The organism is Mesorhizobium sp. WSM4821, assembly GCF_055901555.1.
Map to the genome: position 1 here is coordinate 2,026,085 of NZ_CM148371.1, position 17,073 is coordinate 2,043,157.

18 protein-coding genes are annotated in these 17,073 nt (G+C 63.4%); 9 read left to right on the forward strand and 9 right to left on the reverse strand.

The features are described 5' to 3' along the window. Positions 1-64: 64 nt before the first annotated feature. Positions 65-1,045 (reverse strand): quinone oxidoreductase family protein, encoded by a 981-nt coding sequence (locus AC0NID_RS09725; RefSeq protein WP_473457679.1) that lies wholly within the window; start codon positions 1,043-1,045, stop codon positions 65-67. 170 nt (positions 1,046-1,215) lie between these two features. On the opposite strand from AC0NID_RS09725, the gene AC0NID_RS09730 reads away from it, so the two are divergent. From AC0NID_RS09730 to AC0NID_RS09740, 3 genes are all read left to right on the forward strand, one after another. Continuing rightward, a complete protein-coding gene (locus tag AC0NID_RS09730; RefSeq protein WP_473457678.1) occupies positions 1,216-2,184 on the forward strand; it encodes a GlxA family transcriptional regulator in 969 nt (322 codons plus the stop codon). Positions 2,185-2,332: 148 nt separating this feature from the next. After that, complete coding sequence (locus tag AC0NID_RS09735) at positions 2,333-3,280, forward strand: aldo/keto reductase (RefSeq protein ID WP_473457677.1); 948 nt, start codon at positions 2,333-2,335, stop codon at positions 3,278-3,280. Positions 3,281-3,417: 137 nt separating this feature from the next. Continuing rightward, entirely contained in the window at positions 3,418-4,035 is a 618-nt protein-coding gene (locus AC0NID_RS09740; RefSeq protein WP_473457676.1) for a LysE family translocator, read from the forward strand. Between the two features lie 27 nt (positions 4,036-4,062). On the opposite strand, the gene AC0NID_RS09745 is transcribed toward AC0NID_RS09740, so the two are convergent. Both AC0NID_RS09745 and AC0NID_RS09750 read right to left on the reverse strand, forming a co-directional pair. Further along, positions 4,063-4,857 carry a lysophospholipid acyltransferase family protein gene (locus AC0NID_RS09745; RefSeq protein WP_473457675.1) on the reverse strand — a complete coding sequence of 265 codons (795 nt, stop codon included), beginning with the start codon at positions 4,855-4,857 and terminating at the stop codon, positions 4,063-4,065. A 103-nt stretch (positions 4,858-4,960) separates the two neighbouring features. Then, entirely contained in the window at positions 4,961-5,872 is a 912-nt protein-coding gene (locus AC0NID_RS09750) for a LysR family transcriptional regulator (protein WP_473457674.1), read from the reverse strand. Between the two features lie 186 nt (positions 5,873-6,058). On the opposite strand from AC0NID_RS09750, the gene AC0NID_RS09755 reads away from it, so the two are divergent. Both AC0NID_RS09755 and AC0NID_RS09760 read left to right on the forward strand, forming a co-directional pair. Then, entirely contained in the window at positions 6,059-6,529 is a 471-nt protein-coding gene (locus tag AC0NID_RS09755) for a nuclear transport factor 2 family protein (RefSeq protein WP_473457673.1), read from the forward strand. Positions 6,530-6,541: 12 nt separating this feature from the next. Beyond that, a complete protein-coding gene (locus AC0NID_RS09760) occupies positions 6,542-7,150 on the forward strand; it encodes a pyridoxamine 5'-phosphate oxidase family protein (RefSeq protein WP_473457671.1) in 609 nt (202 codons plus the stop codon). 19 nt (positions 7,151-7,169) lie between these two features. Here AC0NID_RS09760 and AC0NID_RS09765 read toward each other — a convergent pair whose 3' ends face one another. From AC0NID_RS09765 to ftsE, 3 genes are all read right to left on the reverse strand, one after another. Beyond that, positions 7,170-7,895: a YdcF family protein gene (locus AC0NID_RS09765; RefSeq protein ID WP_473457669.1), complete on the reverse strand. Its 726-nt coding sequence runs from the start codon at positions 7,893-7,895 to the stop codon at positions 7,170-7,172. A 78-nt stretch (positions 7,896-7,973) separates the two neighbouring features. Continuing rightward, complete coding sequence (locus AC0NID_RS09770) at positions 7,974-8,963, reverse strand: cell division protein FtsX (RefSeq protein WP_473457668.1); 990 nt, start codon at positions 8,961-8,963, stop codon at positions 7,974-7,976. After that, positions 8,956-9,615, reverse strand: a complete 660-nt coding sequence (gene ftsE, locus AC0NID_RS09775) for a cell division ATP-binding protein FtsE (RefSeq protein WP_010911739.1) — start codon at positions 9,613-9,615, stop codon at positions 8,956-8,958. The genes AC0NID_RS09770 and ftsE overlap by 8 nt, the downstream gene beginning before the upstream one ends. A 235-nt stretch (positions 9,616-9,850) precedes the next feature. Here ftsE and AC0NID_RS09780 point away from each other — a divergent pair, with 235 nt between their 5' ends. The 3 genes from AC0NID_RS09780 to AC0NID_RS09790 all read left to right on the forward strand — a co-directional run bounded on the left by AC0NID_RS09780 (position 9,851) and on the right by AC0NID_RS09790 (position 11,454). Next, positions 9,851-10,450, forward strand: coding sequence for a hypothetical protein (locus AC0NID_RS09780; RefSeq protein ID WP_473457666.1), 600 nt, complete (start codon positions 9,851-9,853; stop codon positions 10,448-10,450). Positions 10,451-10,476: 26 nt separating this feature from the next. Continuing rightward, positions 10,477-11,019: a hypoxanthine phosphoribosyltransferase gene (hpt, locus tag AC0NID_RS09785; protein WP_473457664.1), complete on the forward strand. Its 543-nt coding sequence runs from the start codon at positions 10,477-10,479 to the stop codon at positions 11,017-11,019. A gap of 63 nt (positions 11,020-11,082) precedes the next feature. Next, positions 11,083-11,454: a response regulator gene (locus AC0NID_RS09790; protein ID WP_145720100.1), complete on the forward strand. Its 372-nt coding sequence runs from the start codon at positions 11,083-11,085 to the stop codon at positions 11,452-11,454. A 17-nt stretch (positions 11,455-11,471) separates the two neighbouring features. On the opposite strand, the gene AC0NID_RS09795 is transcribed toward AC0NID_RS09790, so the two are convergent. Then, on the reverse strand, positions 11,472-12,422 hold the full coding sequence (locus AC0NID_RS09795; protein ID WP_473457662.1) for a DMT family transporter: 951 nt from the start codon (positions 12,420-12,422) through the stop codon (positions 11,472-11,474). A 282-nt stretch (positions 12,423-12,704) separates the two neighbouring features. On the opposite strand from AC0NID_RS09795, the gene AC0NID_RS09800 reads away from it, so the two are divergent. Then, positions 12,705-13,589, forward strand: a complete 885-nt coding sequence (locus AC0NID_RS09800) for a LysR substrate-binding domain-containing protein (RefSeq protein ID WP_473457661.1) — start codon at positions 12,705-12,707, stop codon at positions 13,587-13,589. Between the two features lie 92 nt (positions 13,590-13,681). Here the strand turns inward: AC0NID_RS09800 and AC0NID_RS09805 are convergent, their stop codons facing one another. Both AC0NID_RS09805 and AC0NID_RS09810 read right to left on the reverse strand, forming a co-directional pair. Further along, complete coding sequence (locus AC0NID_RS09805; protein WP_473457659.1) at positions 13,682-14,284, reverse strand: DsbA family protein; 603 nt, start codon at positions 14,282-14,284, stop codon at positions 13,682-13,684. A 79-nt stretch (positions 14,285-14,363) separates the two neighbouring features. Continuing rightward, positions 14,364-17,000 carry a TIGR02302 family protein gene (locus AC0NID_RS09810; protein ID WP_473457657.1) on the reverse strand — a complete coding sequence of 879 codons (2,637 nt, stop codon included), beginning with the start codon at positions 16,998-17,000 and terminating at the stop codon, positions 14,364-14,366. Positions 17,001-17,073: the final 73 nt, after the last annotated feature.

The window sequence follows — 17,073 nt, forward strand, 5'->3', positions numbered from 1 at the left end:
GACCATGATCTCAAGCGAGAACCGGTTCTCACGTTTGGCTTTCGGTTCTCGATGATGGCCCGGGCTACATTCTGAAAACCTGCTTTCCGAGATCAGCACGATCCAGGCTGTTTGTAACAGCGAGCTCGGACTCCGTCAGCGGATGGATGCCGCCGACAGGGACATGGAAATCCGGTTGGCCGAAGATGTCGACAATCTCGCGCAACACTGGCCGGTCGGCTTCGACAGGCGGCGAAAAGAAGTAGCGGTAGATATTTGCCCTGATCTCGACGCCGCTCAGCAGCACGTCGAAATTGTGCAGTTCGAAACGCTCGGTGCTCATGCCGCCATTGATGATCACCTGCCCGCCCATCGCGAGGGTGCGGATCAATTCGCCACTGGCGGGGCCGCCGACATTATCGATGATCCCGTTCAGCCCTGCGCCGCCGGTCATGTCCATGACCGCTTCCCTGATGCCGACCTTTAAGCCCGACAGATCAAGGATGGCGGTGGCGCCAAGCGCCTTCAGGTCCAGCCTGTCGGGAGAGCGTCGCACCAGCGCGATCACCTTGATGCCGCGCCGTTGGGCGAACTGCATTACCATCGTCGAAACCGATGAATAGCCGGCCGTGACGGCCAGCCACTGGCCAGGCTGCACACGGGAATCCGCAAGCAGATCCCAGGCGGTGATGGGGTTCACCATCTGCCCGGCGCGTTCGACCGGATAGTCAGCGGGAAGCGGAATCAGCCATTCGGCCGGAACCGCCGCATATTCGGCCCAGCTGTTGTAGTAGCTGAATGCGACAAGCGTGCCCGGTTCCAAAACGACGTTCGCGCCCACGGCCTCGACAATGCCGGCGCCATGGTTTCCGGCTATCTGCCGGGGAAAATGTGGCTTCTTCGGTTCGGGATAGAGGTTCTGGATGAACAGGAAGTCGCCAGGATTGACCGAGGCGGAGACCATCCTGAGCAGCACTTGGCCGTCGCCAATTCGCGGCATGGGCATGTCGTGCAGATAAAGCACGTCCCGCGGCGCGCCGATTGCGTCGAATACAATTGCTTTCATGTCGGTCTCCAGTAACGGGCGATCCGGGGGAAGCAAGCCTGGACGTCACCAGATTGCAGCACCGTCGTTTGCATCGGTGTCGCGGAGCCTAAGATCGCTGGCAAAAGTCGGAATTGGCAGATTTGACAATCTATATGCTAAACTTGCCATAGCTGTTCAAAGGAGGCATCTTGGACAATCATCCCGTCCACGCCGTGATCTGGCTGCCGTCGACCTTCTATTCGGCCGTCGCCGCGACACTTGTCGAAATGTTCGAGCTGGTGAACACCATTCGCGGCGCGCCGGCGATTTCCTTCGAATTCGTGGCGCGGCAGGCCGACGCCGCGACGACGTCTGGAATTTCCTTTCACACCAGGCGCGAACCCTCGCAGCGCATGGACCTGCTGGTCCTGCTGGCCATGCCCGGCATGCAAATCCCCGAGCTTGTTGCGGCTCTGGAGGAAGAGAGCCGCCATGCCGCGCCGCTTGTCGCAAGCGCGCAGCGCGACGGCGCTATCATCGCCGCGCATTGCGGGGCCGGTTACTTCCTGGCGGATGCCGGTCTTCTCGACCAAAAGCGCGCAACGATCTCCTGGTGGCTGAAGGCCGATGCCCAGCGCCGCTTTCCGGAGGTACGTTGGGACGCTTCGCGTGTGCTGATCGGAGACGGGCGGATCTACACTTGCGGCGGCGGTTTTTCAGGTCTGGAACTCGGCAAGGCGCTTCTGCGGGACCTTGGCTTCGCCAAGGAGGAGCGCCTGGTTCGCAAACTGCTGGTGCTGCCACCGTCGCGTCAGATCCAGACGCCCTATGAATTCCCGCTCACCGATTTGCTGCCTTCGCAAGAGCCGTTCCGCGACCGGCTCGAAGCCTTGTCCAGACGACAACTCAGGACGCTCGACCTTGCGTTCCTCGGAGCGCAACTCGGTCTGTCTCCGCGAACGCTGGCGCGCCGGTTTTCCGATGAATTGCACACCACTCCCGGCCGATGGATTCAAGACCGGCGCCTTGAGGCCGCAAAGACGCTTCTAGAAAGCACCAAGCTTGGTATTTCGGAAATATGTTACCAGGTCGGATACGGGGATACGGCCTCATTCAGCCGGCTTTTCAACCGCGTGGTCGGACTGCCGCCTGGCGAATATCGGCGCCAGAGCCGGTAGATAACGGCACTGGGCGCGGTGGGTTGCGTCTTTGTGAAGCGTGGTCAATGGAAAAGGCGGCTGGCACTTTGACGTCGATGCGGCGCGCCTTAGGTTAAACCCGTCACGGGCCGTTCGCCCGATCCTTCCCATGCCACGGAGATCAATCTTGCAGAAGCGTCGTCTCGGTCAAACCGACCTGTCCATCGCGCCGCTGGTCCTGGGCGGCAACGTCTTCGGCTGGACCGCCGACGAGAAAACCTCTTTCAACCTGCTCGACCGCTTCGTCGGCGCCGGCCTCAACGCCATCGACACCGCCGATTCCTATTCGCGGTGGGTGCCCGGCAACAAAGGCGGCGAATCCGAAACCATCATCGGCAAATGGATGAAGAGCCGTGGCAACCGCAACGAAGTCGTGGTTATCACCAAGGTCGGGTCGGACATGGGGCAGGGCAGGAAAGATCTCTCCGCCGCCTATATCGAAAAGGCCATCGATGCATCGCTGAGGCGGCTGCAGACCGACGTCGTCGATCTCTATCTGTCGCACTGGCCGGACCCGGCCACCCCCTACGAGGAAACGCTTGGCGCCTACCAGACGCTGCTCGCCAAGGGCAAGATCCGCCACGTCGGCGCCTCCAATCTCGATGCCGGCCAGTTGCGCGCCGCGCTCGATGTGGCAAGCCTGCGCGGCCTGCCGCGCTATGCGGTGCTGCAGCCGGAATACAATCTCTACGATCGCGCCTCGTTCGATGGGCCGCTCCGCGATCTGTGCATGGCCGAGGATATCGGCGTCATCACCTATTTCAGCCTCGCCAAGGGATTTTTGAGCGGCAAGTACCGCAGCGAAGCCGATCTCGGCAAAAGCGAGCGTGGCGACGACGCGAAGGACTACCTCAATGCGCGCGGCATTCGCATCCTGGCAGCACTCGACGCCGTGTCGGCGCGTCACTCGGCCAAGCAGGCGGAAGTGGCGCTCGCCTGGGTGATCGCGCGGCCCGGCGTCACGGCGCCGATCGCCAGCGCCACGACGCTGGACCAGGTCGACAGCCTCGTCCGCGCCGCATCGCTGAAGCTCAATGCGGACGACATCGCCGAGCTCGACAGCGCGAGTGCGTAGAAGCGGCGGCGGCTTGCTCAAACAGCAGCCAAGGATCGCGCACGGCCCGCGCCGAGTGCCCGCGCACGATCGTTCAAGACGTCCCGCTTTGGCCTGCCATACCATCGGTCGCATCGCGTCTGGATACTGGTATACAGATGGCCGAACAGGTCTTTTCCCATCCGGATCTATGGCAGCAATTGCTGACGCTCATCCTGGCGTCGGCGGTCGTCATGGGCAGTCCGGGGCCGGCGACGATAAGTGTGACCGCCGTTGGCGCCGCCTTCGGTCTGCGCGATTCGCTCCGCTACGCCTCGGGCATCGTTTTTGGCACGGTCGCCGTGCTTCTTGTCGTGGCCACGGGCATTGCGGCCATGCTTGCTTCCGTGCCGAAGCTCACACCGCTCCTGGCTGTGGCGTCCGCAGCCTACATCCTCTACCTCGCCTTCAAGATAGCAACGGCTCCGCCTCCGGCAGCGCGTACCAGCGGGACAGTGCTTCCCACGTTCCTGGGCGGGTTTCTTCTGGCCGTGGCGAACCCAAAAGCCTATGTGGCGATTGCCGCCGTATTCGCCGGCACGTCATCCACCGGTGAGCTCGACGCGGGGCTCAAGCTGGCGGTCCTTGCCTTGATGATCGTCGCCATCCATGCCCTGTGGCTTCTCGCCGGGGCAGCGTTTGCGCGCTTCCTGCGCAAGCCGCTGGCTTCGCGAATCATCAATCTGACGTTCGCGGCGATACTTGTTTTGACGACGGCGCTGGCTGTGGTCTCTTAGGGGATAGTGCCGGTCCCGACAGGCGTCTCAGGCTGGGGTATCGGAGGCCAATTCGCTCAGCCGCTTCACCGCCGTCGGCGGCATGGGCGGCGGGTTCGGCGCACGGGACGCCTCCACGAGCAGCTGGTCGCAGGCGGCCTCCGTCTTGCCGATCAGCCGTTCCATGAATTCCTCCTTGCCGAGGCCCGGTGGGATCGGTGGCAGGAAGCGGGCCTTGATCGTGCCCGGATAGCGGAGGAATTTCCGGCGTGGCCAGTAGAGGCCGGCGACATGGGCGACAGGCACCACCGGGACCCCAAGCTGCGCATAGATCTCGACGATGCCGTATTTATAGGCCGGCTCGTCGCCCGGCGCCCGGCGCGTGCCCTCGGGATAGATGATCAGCTGGCGGGGATTGCGCGCCAGCTCCTGCCTGGTCGCGGCGACCACCGCTTTCAGCGCCTTCGAGCGGCTGCCGCGGTCGACCGGGATCATCCGCATCTTCAGGATGTACCAGCCGAAGAACGGGATCCAGGTCAATTCCCGCTTCAGGATGTAGAGCGGATCCTGCAGGAAGGGGAAGAAGGCGATCGCATCCCAGAAGGACTGGTGCTTCGGCGCCAGGATGAAGGAACCCTCGGGCAGGTTCTCCTGGCCGGTGATCTCGCTTTGGGTGCCGGCGATCTTGTCGTAAAGCCACATGCAGGTGCGCGACCAGAATTTCGGCACGAACCAGGCCCGATGGCGCGGCGACAGGAAATAGTACGGCGTCCAGAGGATCATCTGGACGATCAGATTGACGTAGAAGACGAAGTTGAACGCCAGCGAGCGGATATAAAGCATGCAGGAAGAGCCCGGTGAGGAGGTGTGCGTTGGTTACACCAAGCGCGGGCAAAAAGGAAACGGCTCGAGATCGATCCGACTTGATGAACCCGCTATCCGTTCGTCAGGCCTGCCACGTCGCTTGCACCAGCCGCTTCTTCAGGCGTGGGGCGGCGAAATCGAGGAACGCACGCAGTTTCACCGGCAGCAGGCCTTGGCCGGCATGCACGAGACTGACCGGCCATGGCTGTGGCTCAAACGCCTCCAGCACAGCACAGAGTGTGCCCGACCGCACCGCAGCCGTGATCTGATAGGAAAGCACCCTCGTCATTCCGACACCGGCAACCGCGGCATCGATCGCCGCTTCCGCGGTGTTGACCCGAAGCCGTGAGCGGATCGGAACAGCGAATTCGCTCTTGCCCGTGGCAAAAGTCCATGCGGCGGGAACGGTGAGCCCCTCGAAGGTGATGCAGCTGTGTGCCGCGAGGTCTCTCGGGGTCTCCGGCGTGCCGTGCTTGGCCAGATAGGCCGGGCTCGCGCAAACAACGCGCCGGATCGAACCGATGCGGGCGGCCACCAGGCTCGAGTCGGGAAGCTCGCCGATGCGGACAGCGAGATCGATATGCTCCTCGGTCAATTGGGTTATCCTGTCCGCGAGCATCAGGCGGATGGCCACGTCGGGGTAGGCTGCGAGGAAGCCGGTGACGACCGGCAGCACATGCAGGCGGCCAAAGACGATCGGTGCGGTGATGATCAGTTCGCCCGTCGGGATGCTGTATTCGCCAGCGGCGGTCCGCTCGGCCTCGCCGACCTCGTCGAGGATGCGATAACAGGCAGCGAGGTAGGCGTGACCCGCGTCGGTCAGCGTCAGCTGCCGCGTCGAGCGGTTCAAGAGACGCGTCTTCAGATGCCGCTCCAGGTCCGAGACCTTGCGGCTGACCGTTGCAAGCGGGATGCCGAAACGGCGTCCGGCGGCCGAAAGGCTGCCGGCCTCCACCGCGGCGGCGAAAAGCGACATGGCCTCGAGGCGATCCATGATTCTCTCAAAAAATGGAAGGATTAATTGCGAATATGCCATCTACGTCCGAAAGATGGAAGGGGCCATGTCTGGTGGCGAAGCCGATCGATCAGAAGGAAATGCCGATGCCCCTTGTCGCTTTATACGCATCCACGGAGGCGGCGCCTGCTGCGTCGCAGCCGATGCCTCTCGCAAGGAGTTCCCATGCCTGAAAGCCGCCCGCCGCTCCCGCCATTCACCGGCGAGACCGCCGCACAGAAGGCACGCATGGCGGAGGATGCCTGGAATTCCCGTGATCCGGTTCGGGTCGCGCTTGCGTACACAATCGACAGCCGCTGGCGCAACCGGGCCGAGTTCCTGCAAGGCCGCGAGGCCATCCAGGCTTTCCTGACACGCAAATGGGATCGCGAACGCGACTACCGGCTCATCAAGGAGGTCTGGGCCTTTCGCGACAATCGTATCGCCGTGCGCTTCGCTTATGAATGGCACGACGACAGCGGCTCTTGGTTTCGCAGCTACGGCAACGAGAACTGGGAGTTCGACGAATATGGATTGATGCGCCTGCGCATCGCCAGCATCAATGACCTGCCGATCCGCGAGGCCGACCGCAAATATCATTGGCCGCTCGGCCGGCGTCCGGACGACCATCCCTCTCTGACGGAACTCGGCCTTTGAAGGAGCCTTTCCATGAATGCTCACGTCTTCACCAGCGATGTCGCCTTTACTCCAACCGTCAAGGCGATCCAGGCCCGCAAGGGCTCACGCGAGGCCTATGCCCGCGTCGAGGCGCGCGGCGGCTGGCAAGCTGACATCACGCCCGGCCTCGCCGCCTTCATCGGGACGCAGACCAGCGTCTTCCTGTCGACGGCCAATGGCGACGGGCAGCCCTACATCCAACATCGCGGCGGGCCGGCCGGCTTTCTCAAGGTGCTCGACGAGCGGACGATCGGCTTCACGGATTTCTCCGGCAACAGGCAATTCATCACCCAGGGCAATCTCGACGACAACCCCCGTGCTTTCCTGTTCCTGATCGACTATGCCCACCGGCAGCGCATCAAGATCTGGGGCAGCGCGCGCGTCGTCGAGGACGATGCCGAACTGATGGCGAAGCTGATACCGGAAGGCTACAAGGCGCGCCCGGAGCAAATCATCCTGTTCACGGTTTCGGCCTGGGATTCCAATTGCCCGCAGCACATTCCACAGCGCTTCGAAGCGGCCGACGTGGCGGCGGCGCTGGCCGAGCGAGATAAGCGCATCGAACGGCTCGAACAGGAGATCGCGCGCCTGCGCGGATGAGGCACGAAGCGCGGGCTGCTCAGTCTTCGGCTGTCGAAATTTCGGCGAGCGCGATGCCGGTTGGCGTTGGCTTCACCGGCACGATGCCGCGCGCCAGCGCCAGCAGATATTTGTTGTATTCGGTAAACAGCACGCGCAAGGCCCTGGGCTTGATCAGCCAGCCGCCATTGCCAAGATTGCTGTTGACCACCGGGTAGGGCTCGAGCTTGGCGTTGCGCAGCAGCCGCCCCATTTCCAGCAGGCTTCGCGGCATGTGATAATTGTTGGTGACAAGGATCACGGTGCCATAGGCGTGGTCCTCCACCCATTTGGCGCTTTCCTCCGCATTGCCGATCGTGTCGAGCGCGGCGCGGTCGATGTCGACGCAGCAGGAAAATAATCTCTTGTCGCCGCGGGTCGCGACCTGAAGCTGGCGGCGGCTTGCGGAAGGATGCACGCCGCTGATCAGCAGTCGCTCGCCCTTGCCGGACGCAAGCAGGCCCATAGCGGCGTCGAGACGCGAGTGGCCGCCGGTCAGCACGATGATGGCATCGGCCTTTGCCGGATTGGCGGGCGTCGTGAGATGACTGACGGTGTTGGCGAACCAGCCGAAACCGCCGGCAAACAACGTTGCCAGCACGAGCAGAAAGAGAGCGGAGATGCGCAACACGCCGACCAATCGGCTGGACCTGGTGTGCTCGCGGGAACGCGCAATCACCAAGGGCAACTGTCCAGCCGTTCCGGTCGAGTCGGGCGCGTCCATCATCTTTATCGTTAACCCCGAAATACGGCGTTTAGTAGGTGACAAAGCACAAATTGCGTTACGCTAATTCTCTATCCGTGATCACCCCGCGTCCGGTTGGCGGACATCGATGTCGCTGAGATAGGTGACCACAGTGACATGGGAGGTTGCCGCCGTCAGCGCACCGATAACCAGCACCATCAGGACGACGCCGAAATAGCCGGCCGAGCCGATGGCGAAATTGCCGAACAGGGCGGTTGCCTGATCGGCCTGCGGCGTCGCCATGTTGCGCGACGACCACCATGAGAAGACGATGAAGACGAGCACCGCCGCCGCACCTCCGGCGGCCGCGCCCTTCATTCCGGTGACCAGAAAATGCTGGCGGAATTCGCGCGCGATGAAACGCGCTTCGGCGCCGACGAAATGCAGCACCTCGATAATGTGGCCGTTGCCGGCCATGGCGCCGCGCGTTGCGAACACCACGGTCAGCACGGTTGCCGACAGCATCAGCGCCAGCACGGCTACGCCGATGGTCACCGTGGTGCGGGCCATGGCCACCAGCCGGTCGACCCAGGTGCGATGGTCGTCAAGTGCTGCGCTGGGCAGTTTCGGCGTGATCGCGGCGCGCATCGCCGCAAAATCGGGCGGGCTGTTCTCATCTATGGTGACGATGACCAGACGCGGCACCGGGAGGTCGTCGATGTTGAGACCCGAACCCAGCCAAGGCTCCAAAAGCCGCGCCGTGGCGCCGCGGTCGACGATCCGGGTAGCCTTGACGCCGGGAAACTCACTGGCGATCTGCGAGGCCTGGGCAAGTGCCGCCTCCATGTCGAGGCCGTCAACCGGCTTGATCTGGATCGTCGCCTCGCGCGAGATCTGATTCTCCCAGACCGAGGCGGTGTCGCGCACCAGCGTCACCGCGCCGAAGGTCAGACAGGAGAGGAAGGTCATGATGGCTATGACCAGGACCAGCGCCCGGCCGGCGATGTTCTGCGCCGGCACGATCGGCGCCATCTTGCGCTGCACGCGCTGTGTCGGCCGAGCCTGCTCGGCGTGTTGGTCTTCGACGTGGTCAACGGAAAGGTCAGTCATAGATGTCCAGCCTTCCGCCAGCCAGGATCATGCGTCGTGCGTCGACCTGTTCCATCAGACCGAGGTCGTGCGTTGCAATCACGACCGCGGTGCCCAGCCGGTTGAGTTCGATGAACAGCCGCAACAGGCGTCGCGCCAGCGGTGGATCGACATTGCCGGTCGGCTCGTCGGCAAGCAGGATCTCGGGCTGCTCGATCAGCGCCCTGGCGATCGCGGCGCGCTGCTTCTCGCCACCCGACAGCACCGGCGGCAGCACATGCATGCGCTCACCGAGGCCGACCCATTTCAGCAACTCGGTCACGTCGGTGCGGTAGCTTGCTTCCTCGCGCCCGCGCACGCGCAGCGGCAAAGCCACATTCTCATAGGTCGTCATGTGGTCGAGCAGGCGAAAATCCTGGAAGACCACGCCGATGCGACGCCTCAGATGCGGCAGTTCCGTGCGCGAGATGCGCGAGCGGTCCTTGCCGAAGATGGTGATCAGTCCGCGCGTCGGTTTGAGCGACATGAACAATAGCCGCAAAAGCGTCGTCTTGCCTGCGCCCGAAGGGCCGCTCAGGAACTGGAAGGAGCGCTCCGGTATATGCAAGGAGATGTCGCGGAGGATTTCCGGACCCATGCCATAGCGGAGGCCGACATTTTCGAAGCGGATCACGTTCGACGACCTGAAACTTGCGGTGGCGACGAGCCAGCCTTCTCTGAGTAAAGACCATCGGCCCGCATGGTTAACCGGCGGTTAATTTCGAGGTTTTTTGGGCGCGTCACAAGGGCTCCGGTGGGGAAGCGTTAACCATTTCCGTTTACGCAAAAGATACGAAGAGCGAACAGGTGCTGTAGTGCTGGGCCGTATGGCTGAGGATCGAACCGCGCGCCCGATTTCCGGCGAAATCATGACCGATGCGGCTGCCGCACCGGAACGCATCATGCGTGCTCCAGCCGATGACATTGTCGATGCCGACTACCAGGTGCTGCCGCGCTTCATCGCCGGCATCGACCCTTCACCGCCGCTTTCGCGCGTGATCGCCACGCCATCGATCGAAGGCATGGACATGCTGCGCAAACCCGAAGCCGCGATGGAACGGCCGCGAGCATCGCGCGGCGGGCCGGTCTTCTGGATCGCCGGCCTCGGTGCCGCCTTTGCAGCCTTCTGGGTTTCGGGTGGGCATGCGCTGGTGCGCCAGGTGCCGTTTCTTCTGGCTGCACCGGAAACGGGCGATGCACTCAGCATTTCAGGTGTCACCTCGCGTGTCGATGCGTCCGGATCGACACCTGCCCTGTTCGTAGACGGCGAGGCCGCGAACGACGGCACCGGCCCATCGCCACTGCCGCCGCTGGAGATCCGGGTCACCGGCAAGGATGGACGCATCACCCGCTACACGCTGGCAGCATCCAGCCGTCCGCTGGCGCCCGGCGAAAGATTCGGCTTTTCCAGCCGGCTCCAGGTGCCTAGAAACGGAGTGAGGGCCGTTTCGGTCACTTTCGCCAACTAGGGCGAACATTTTTGGAAAGGCTGCCAATGCCAGTCGTGCGCGGCAAGGATATAGAAGTTCTGTTTTCAGCATCGGCGATTGCGCGCCGCAATCTGGAGCTCGCCAAGGAGATAGCCGGGCACGACTATCAGGACCTTCTGGTGATTTCGGTGTTGAAAGGATCGTTCATCTTCGCCGCCGATCTCATCCGCGCCATGCACGATGTCGGCCTGTCGCCCGAGGTCGAGTTCATCTTCATCTCGAGCTATGGCGCCGGCACCACCAGCGGCGAGGTGAGGGTGCTGCGCGACATCGACAATGAGGTCGCCGGCCGCGACGTGCTGTTGATCGACGACATTCTCGAATCCGGCAAGACGCTGTCCTTCACCCGGGACCTGATGCTGTCGCGCGGCGCCAAAAGCTGCGCCGTCGCCGTGCTGCTCGACAAGCGCATGCGCCGCCAGACAGCGCTCAACGCCGACTATGTCGGCTTCGACTGCCCCGACTATTTCGTCGTCGGCTATGGCATGGATGTCGCCCACGCCTTTCGCGAACTGCCCTTCGTCGGCATCGTCAAGGGCGACGCCTAGATTTATCTTCGATGCCGTTGGCGGTTCAGGAAAAGTCAACTTTTCCCCGCCAAACATTCTTCTATGGCAAAGCTCCTGATCGTCGAGGACGATGAGTCCGTCCGCACCCTCGCCGCCCGCGCGCTCGAACGCGCCGGGCATCTGATCGACATCGCCGCCGACGGCGCGCAAGGGCTTGCCCTGATCCGCGCGGCGCAAGGCGGCTACGACCTTGTCGTCTCCGATATTCGCATGCCGGAAATGGACGGCATCGAGATGGCCAAGGCGGCGGTACGCCTTTTCCCGGCGACGAAGATATTGCTGATGACCGGCTACGCCGACCAGCGCGAGCGCGCCGAGGAATTGAACGGCGTCATTCTGGACGTCGTGCAGAAACCGTTCACGCTGGCCGAAATCCGTGCGCGCGTCGAACGGGCGCTCGCCTGTTTCGCGTGAAGAAGGCCTGACCGCGGTCAGGCGGGATCGCAGGTCGCTTGGATTGCCGGACCGCTGCTCCGGCGCCGGCTGCTGTTGAGCGCGAACAGACCGGCACCGACGATAAGAGCCGCGCCGATGACGGTGGTCGATCGCGGCACTTCGGCAAAGAACAGGAAACCCCATAGCGGCGACCAGATGATGCCGGTGTATTCGAAGGTGGCGACGCTGTTGGCGGGCGCCAGCCGATAGGCCTGCGACAACAGTACCATTCCGGCCGAAGCGACGAAGCCGCAGGCTGCCATCTTCAGGAAATCGATCGGCGTCGGCCAGATCCACGGCCTGACCAGGAACTCCAGGCTCGGATGTGTGGCGTGAGCTATTCCCGCCAGCCAGAACAGGCCGGCGACCACTGCCGCGCCGAAGAGGTAGACGCCGTTTTGATAGAACGCCATGACCGTGGACGATTCAGTGTCACCAATCTTGCGGGCCATCAATTGCGAAAAACCGTAGAGCACCGCCGAGGCCAGCGACAGCAGCGCCGCCCAGTCGAACAGCCCGGCACCAGGCCGCAGCATCACCAGCACGCCGAGCATCCCGACCATGACGGTGACCAGCGTCTGCCACGCCACCCGTTCGCCGAGATAAGGACCGGCAAGCGCCATGATGAATAGCGGCGCCATGAAATAGAGCGCCACCGCGTCGGCAAGCGGCAGGGCGGCGATCGCCAGATAGTAGACCGTGTAGGAGGTGAACAGGATGAAGGCGCGCATCGTCAGCATGCGAAATCGCCTCGAGAAGATCGCCCTGAGCCCGACATCGGCATGAACGAGCACGAGAAGAATAGGCAGGGCGACGATGGAGCGGATCGCCATCACCTCGGTCACCGGATAAGTGCCCGATACGGCCTTGATCAGCGGATCCTGGAGCGAGAACACCAGAACGCCGAGGCAAAGGCTTGCCATGCCGAGGACGATCCGGTTCTGCATGTCGTTGAACGGGCTCCCTGCGTATACGGCCCGAACCGGGTCCGCGTTTAATTTTGCTTTGTGCATGTCGTTGTCCCAAAACCGCTGCGCACTTTTGGGCGACATGCATCAAAAAGAACCCGCCACCGTTTCGGGCAGCGGGTACGAGTGAGGACTTTTGATTGGTCCGCGGCCGATTTCGCAGCCGCATATCCAATGGGTGAAGCAACTATTATCCGCCGTTTGACATGTTGCAAACGAATTGGAATGATACCAGCAATCAGATTTCCTTATGGCGGATACATGAAGCCCACGCTCGACAGCGACCTGCTGCGCACCTTCGTCGCGGTTGCCGACGCCGGCAATTTCACCAAGGCTGCGATGCAGGCCGGCCGGACCCAGTCGGCGGTTTCGATGCAAATGAAGAAGCTCGAAGATGTGGTCGGCGACAGCCTGTTCGAACGCGGCTCGCGCGGCGTGGCGCTGACGCGTCGCGGCGGCGAACTCATCGTCAACGCCCGCCGGATCGTTTCGCTGCTGGACGAGACGGCGGCATCGATGGTCGCGGCGCCGCTTGGCGGGCCGGTTCGCATCGGCATTCCGGAGGAATATGGCCATGCGATCCTGTCGCGCGCACTCGGCGCCTTCGCCAAGCGCCATCCTCAGGTCGACATCACCGTCCGCTACGCGCATTCCGGTGCACAGATCGCGGCGCTCGCTGCCGACGCGCTCGACCTGGCGGTGGTGTTCGAATGGCAGGACCTGTCCGGCGGTGAAGTGCTGATGCATGACCCGACCGTATGGGTGACGTCGGAACTGCACCACATGCATGAGGAGCGGCCGGTGCCGATCGCGCTCTACAATCGTGCCGGCTGGTGCAAGGATTTCGCGATCAAGTCGCTGGAACAGCGCGGTCTCGCCTATCGCGTCGCCTATACCAGCGACACCAATGGCGGCCTGCGGCTCGCCGTCACCTCCGGGCTGGCGATCGCGCCGATCTCGCGCAGCAACATCCCGGCTGGCTGCCGCGAACTTACGGCCGCCGACGGGTTCGGCGACATCGATTCCTCGAACGTGGTGCTGCGCCGCAATCCGAACGCTTCCGGCGAGGCCATCGACGGCATGGAAGAGGCGATCCGCGAGGCGTTCATGGTCACCAGGCAGGCCAACGCCGCGCCCGACATGTGATTGTCGACTGCGCCCAAGCATGTGCGCCATTTAAGTTCTTGTCTTATGGATGTCGTTATCCCAAAACGCCGCGCACTTTTGGGCGACATGCATCAATCCGGCGGGCCGCTTTCCATCTGCTTCAGCCAGCGTATGGCGTCATCCAGGCGGTCGTCGCCCCAGAACAGTTCGCCGTCGACGACGAAACTCGGCGAGCCGAAAATGCCCAGCGCCTTCGCCTGTTCGGTTGCTGCGGCAAGATCGGCATTCGCTGCGTCGGAATCGGCTTTCCGCAGGACGCGTCTTGGCTGCTGACCGGCCTCTTCGATGCTGGCTGAAAGATTGGGTTCGCTGCCCGCCGGCTCGCCCTGTTCGAACCATCGCCTGTAGCTTCCCCGGGCATAGGCCTCGCACCAGCCTTCGGCCGCGGCAATGACCGCTACACGATTGGCGCGTTCGAGCTCAGCCAGCGGGTAGGGCGTCGGCAGTTTCGGGACCATCTTGTACATCGCCGCGCGCCGTTCGATGTCGCGCCACATATAGGCGGCCTTCGCCGGTTTTTTGGCAAACGGGATATTGTCCATCTCGATCATGATGGCGCGAACATTGAAGGGGCGCCATCGGAAGTGCACACCGGTTTGCGCCCCGACCTCAGCCAGGCGCATCACAGAGAGATAGCTATAGGTGCTGCCGATAGAAAACCAGAAGTCGATCATGACAACGCTGCCCTCTCCGCAAAGGATATCGCAACCGTTTGACTGATCTTGGGCGATGTTTCGTCCCTTGGAGGACGAACTACTTCAGCTCCAGGAGCCGTTCCAGATAGCTGCGCTCGATTTCGGGGCTGAGCGCATTGCCGAGCCGCTTGCGGATCGCATCGAGTATCTGGCGCGCGCGCTGCACGTCGATCTCATCCGGGACCTTCACCGAACTTCCATCATCGGGACCCTCGGTGGCGCGCGGCCGGCCGAGCGGATCGCGGTCGGCGTTCTGCTGGCGGCCGCCCTGCTCGCTGCCGCCCTCGTCGCCCTGCATGGCCTGCAATTGCTTCATCATGTCCTTGGCGCCCCTGCGCAACGCCTCCAGCGCGCGACCCTGATGACCGACGGCCTGGTCGCCGTCGCTCTCACCAAGCGCCTGTTCGGCACTGCCCATGGATTTGCCGGCGTCGCCAAATCCCTCATTGGGCTCGAGCCCCATGCCTTCGAGACCTTTTCTCAACTGGTCGAGGTCGCCTTGCAGCTTGCCCTGGCCTTCCTGCAGCCGCTTCAGCGCATCGGCGAATTCCTGCGGCGTCATCGGCTTCTGCCGGCCGAGCGGATCGCGGTCTTCTCCGGGGCCGGGCTTGCCTTGCTCGTCCATTGGGCCCGGCTCGCCGTTCTCGCCGAGCTGCTCGTCGCGATTCTCTCCGCGCTGGCGCTGGCCGCGCTGCCTCTGGTCCATGCGGAAGGTTTCGTTCATCATCTCCTGCTGGCGACGCATGATTTCGCCGAGCTTGTCCATCTGCTGGCGCATCTCGCTGTTCTGCTGGCCGCCCTGCTGCTGGCGTCCGGCCTGCAGATTGTTCATCATGTCCTGCAGTTGCGAAAGCAATTGCTGCGCGCTGTCGCGATCGCCGGACTTCGCCAGATCCTCGATCTGGTCCATCATGCGTTCGATGTCGCTCTGGCGCAGTTCCTGGCCGTTCTGCTGCATCTGCGGCGCGTTCGGATTCTGCTGCGCGCGCTGGGCGAATTCCTGCAGGAACTGGTTCATCGCCTCGCGCAGTTCCTTCATCGCCTTGTCGATTTCCTCGTCGCTGGCGCCGTTCCTGATCGCGTCCTGCAGCGCCTGCTGGGCCTGGCGCAGCCGCCGCTCGGCCGCCGAAAGATTGCCTTCCTCGATGCCGAGGGCGATTTCCCACAGATAGGCGATCTCGTCGCGCAACTGGTCGTCGTTGTCGGCTATCTTCAACCGGCTGCGGGCGCTCATGATGGCGAGGTAGTGCGCCATGTTGTCGAAGGTGTCTTCGGGCCTGAGCGTGATCGCGTCCATCAGGTCGAGCACGCGGTTCTTGGCGTTGGCGTCGAGCGCCAGCACACGGCGCTGCTCGATCACGGCCCTGGCCAGCGGATTGGAGAAAGGCCGCTCCGGCATCACCAGCGTTTTGGTTTCGCTGGTTGCCGTATGTCCGGCATCGTCGGTGGCGACAAGCGTGAGCTTGATGTTGCCGCCGGCCCAGACATGTTCGGTCAGGTCCTTCGTGGTCTTGGCTGCATTCCCCTTGGCGCCGCGGCGCGGCAGCGACAGCGCCATTTCGGGCGGGCCATAGAGCGGATGCGCATCCGGCGCCGGTGGCTCGGCCAATGCGAAATCGGTCTTCGCGGCCGCCGCGCCATAGTCGTCATCGATCTGGTAGTTGAGTTCGAATGTGCCGTTGGCGGCGCGTTTCGGCTCGCCGACGAAGCGGATCTGCGGCGGCTTGTCCTGGATCACCGCGAAGGCCCATCGGCCGAGTTCGTCACCGCCCGCTTCCAGCGTCAGCGTGCCGTTGGCCGTCAGCTTTCCGGTGAACTGGCGCACCGCGGAAGGCGCTGTCGAGGTTGCCGCCGGCTTGGTCGCGCCGGCCTGCTGCCCAGTCGGCTCGATAATGCGGGCGTTGCCGCCGGCGTCCGTGTAGCTCAGCGTTTCCTCGCCCGAACCGCCGGTGACGCGCAGCGATACATCGCTGCCTTCCGGAACGGTGAAGGCGGACGCCGCCTGATTGCGATTGTTGGCGAGGGCTGGGCTGGCGACGGCCGGGGCTGTGAGGAAGACCGGCGGCCTGCCGGTGTAAGCCGGCGGCGTCACCCAGGCGTCGATACGCGGCGGCACGGCGTCACGCGCCGCTTGGGCACTGAACCCGTCTGCGATGCGGCCGCCCGACGGTCCGAAGGAGAAGGCAAAGGCGGTGATCAACAAAAGCGCCGCCACCGCGCGCAGCCCCCACGGGTCGCGCTCCGGGACCCGCGTGCGCGGCAGGTCGCCACCGAGGTTGCCGAGTTTTTCGGCCATGCGTTTCTGGTGCTCGCGCCACAGCGCTTGCGAAAAAATGCTTTCCCGGCCGCTCGGCCGGTCGGTCTGCACCAGCACCGGGCTGTGCAGCAATTGGTTGGCCGCCTCGATGCGCCGGTCGATCTCGGCGCTGGACGGCAGCCGGAAGAAACGCAGGGGATAGAGCGCGGCAAGGGCTGCGATGCCGAACACTGCCAAAAGGCCGATGCGCGCTATATCGGGCAGCAGAAGGAAGAGGCCGAGCCACGAGACGCTGAGGAACAGGCTGGCGACAATGACCAGCGGAAGCAGCAGCGGCCAGCCACGCTCGACCGTCATCGAGACCCGCGTCGCCAGCCGGCTCAGGGCAAGGCGCCCGGCCAGGCTGCGATCGCTGATGAAGGTGGGTCGTTGCGTCATCGGCCCTTCCCCGGTCGGGCGGGATAGCCCGAACCTCACGACTCGAAACATACCAACAAACACGGCGAAGGCG

Coding starts and splice junctions, on each gene's coding strand:
- AC0NID_RS09725 (WP_473457679.1), bottom strand. CDS start 1,045: ATGAAAGCAATTGTATTCGACGCAATCGGCGCGCCGCGGGACGTGCTT.
- AC0NID_RS09740 (WP_473457676.1), top strand. CDS start 3,418: ATGGCCGAACAGGTCTTTTCCCATCCGGATCTATGGCAGCAATTGCTG.
- AC0NID_RS09745 (WP_473457675.1), bottom strand. CDS start 4,857: ATGCTTTATATCCGCTCGCTGGCGTTCAACTTCGTCTTCTACGTCAAT.
- AC0NID_RS09750 (WP_473457674.1), bottom strand. CDS start 5,872: ATGGATCGCCTCGAGGCCATGTCGCTTTTCGCCGCCGCGGTGGAGGCC.
- AC0NID_RS09755 (WP_473457673.1), top strand. CDS start 6,059: ATGCCTGAAAGCCGCCCGCCGCTCCCGCCATTCACCGGCGAGACCGCC.
- AC0NID_RS09760 (WP_473457671.1), top strand. CDS start 6,542: ATGAATGCTCACGTCTTCACCAGCGATGTCGCCTTTACTCCAACCGTC.
- AC0NID_RS09765 (WP_473457669.1), bottom strand. CDS start 7,895: ATGATGGACGCGCCCGACTCGACCGGAACGGCTGGACAGTTGCCCTTG.
- AC0NID_RS09770 (WP_473457668.1), bottom strand. CDS start 8,963: ATGACTGACCTTTCCGTTGACCACGTCGAAGACCAACACGCCGAGCAG.
- AC0NID_RS09780 (WP_473457666.1), top strand. CDS start 9,851: ATGACCGATGCGGCTGCCGCACCGGAACGCATCATGCGTGCTCCAGCC.
- hpt (WP_473457664.1), top strand. CDS start 10,477: ATGCCAGTCGTGCGCGGCAAGGATATAGAAGTTCTGTTTTCAGCATCG.
- AC0NID_RS09790 (WP_145720100.1), top strand. CDS start 11,083: ATGGCAAAGCTCCTGATCGTCGAGGACGATGAGTCCGTCCGCACCCTC.
- AC0NID_RS09795 (WP_473457662.1), bottom strand. CDS start 12,422: ATGCAGAACCGGATCGTCCTCGGCATGGCAAGCCTTTGCCTCGGCGTT.
- AC0NID_RS09800 (WP_473457661.1), top strand. CDS start 12,705: ATGAAGCCCACGCTCGACAGCGACCTGCTGCGCACCTTCGTCGCGGTT.
- AC0NID_RS09805 (WP_473457659.1), bottom strand. CDS start 14,284: ATGATCGACTTCTGGTTTTCTATCGGCAGCACCTATAGCTATCTCTCT.
- AC0NID_RS09810 (WP_473457657.1), bottom strand. CDS start 17,000: ATGACGCAACGACCCACCTTCATCAGCGATCGCAGCCTGGCCGGGCGC.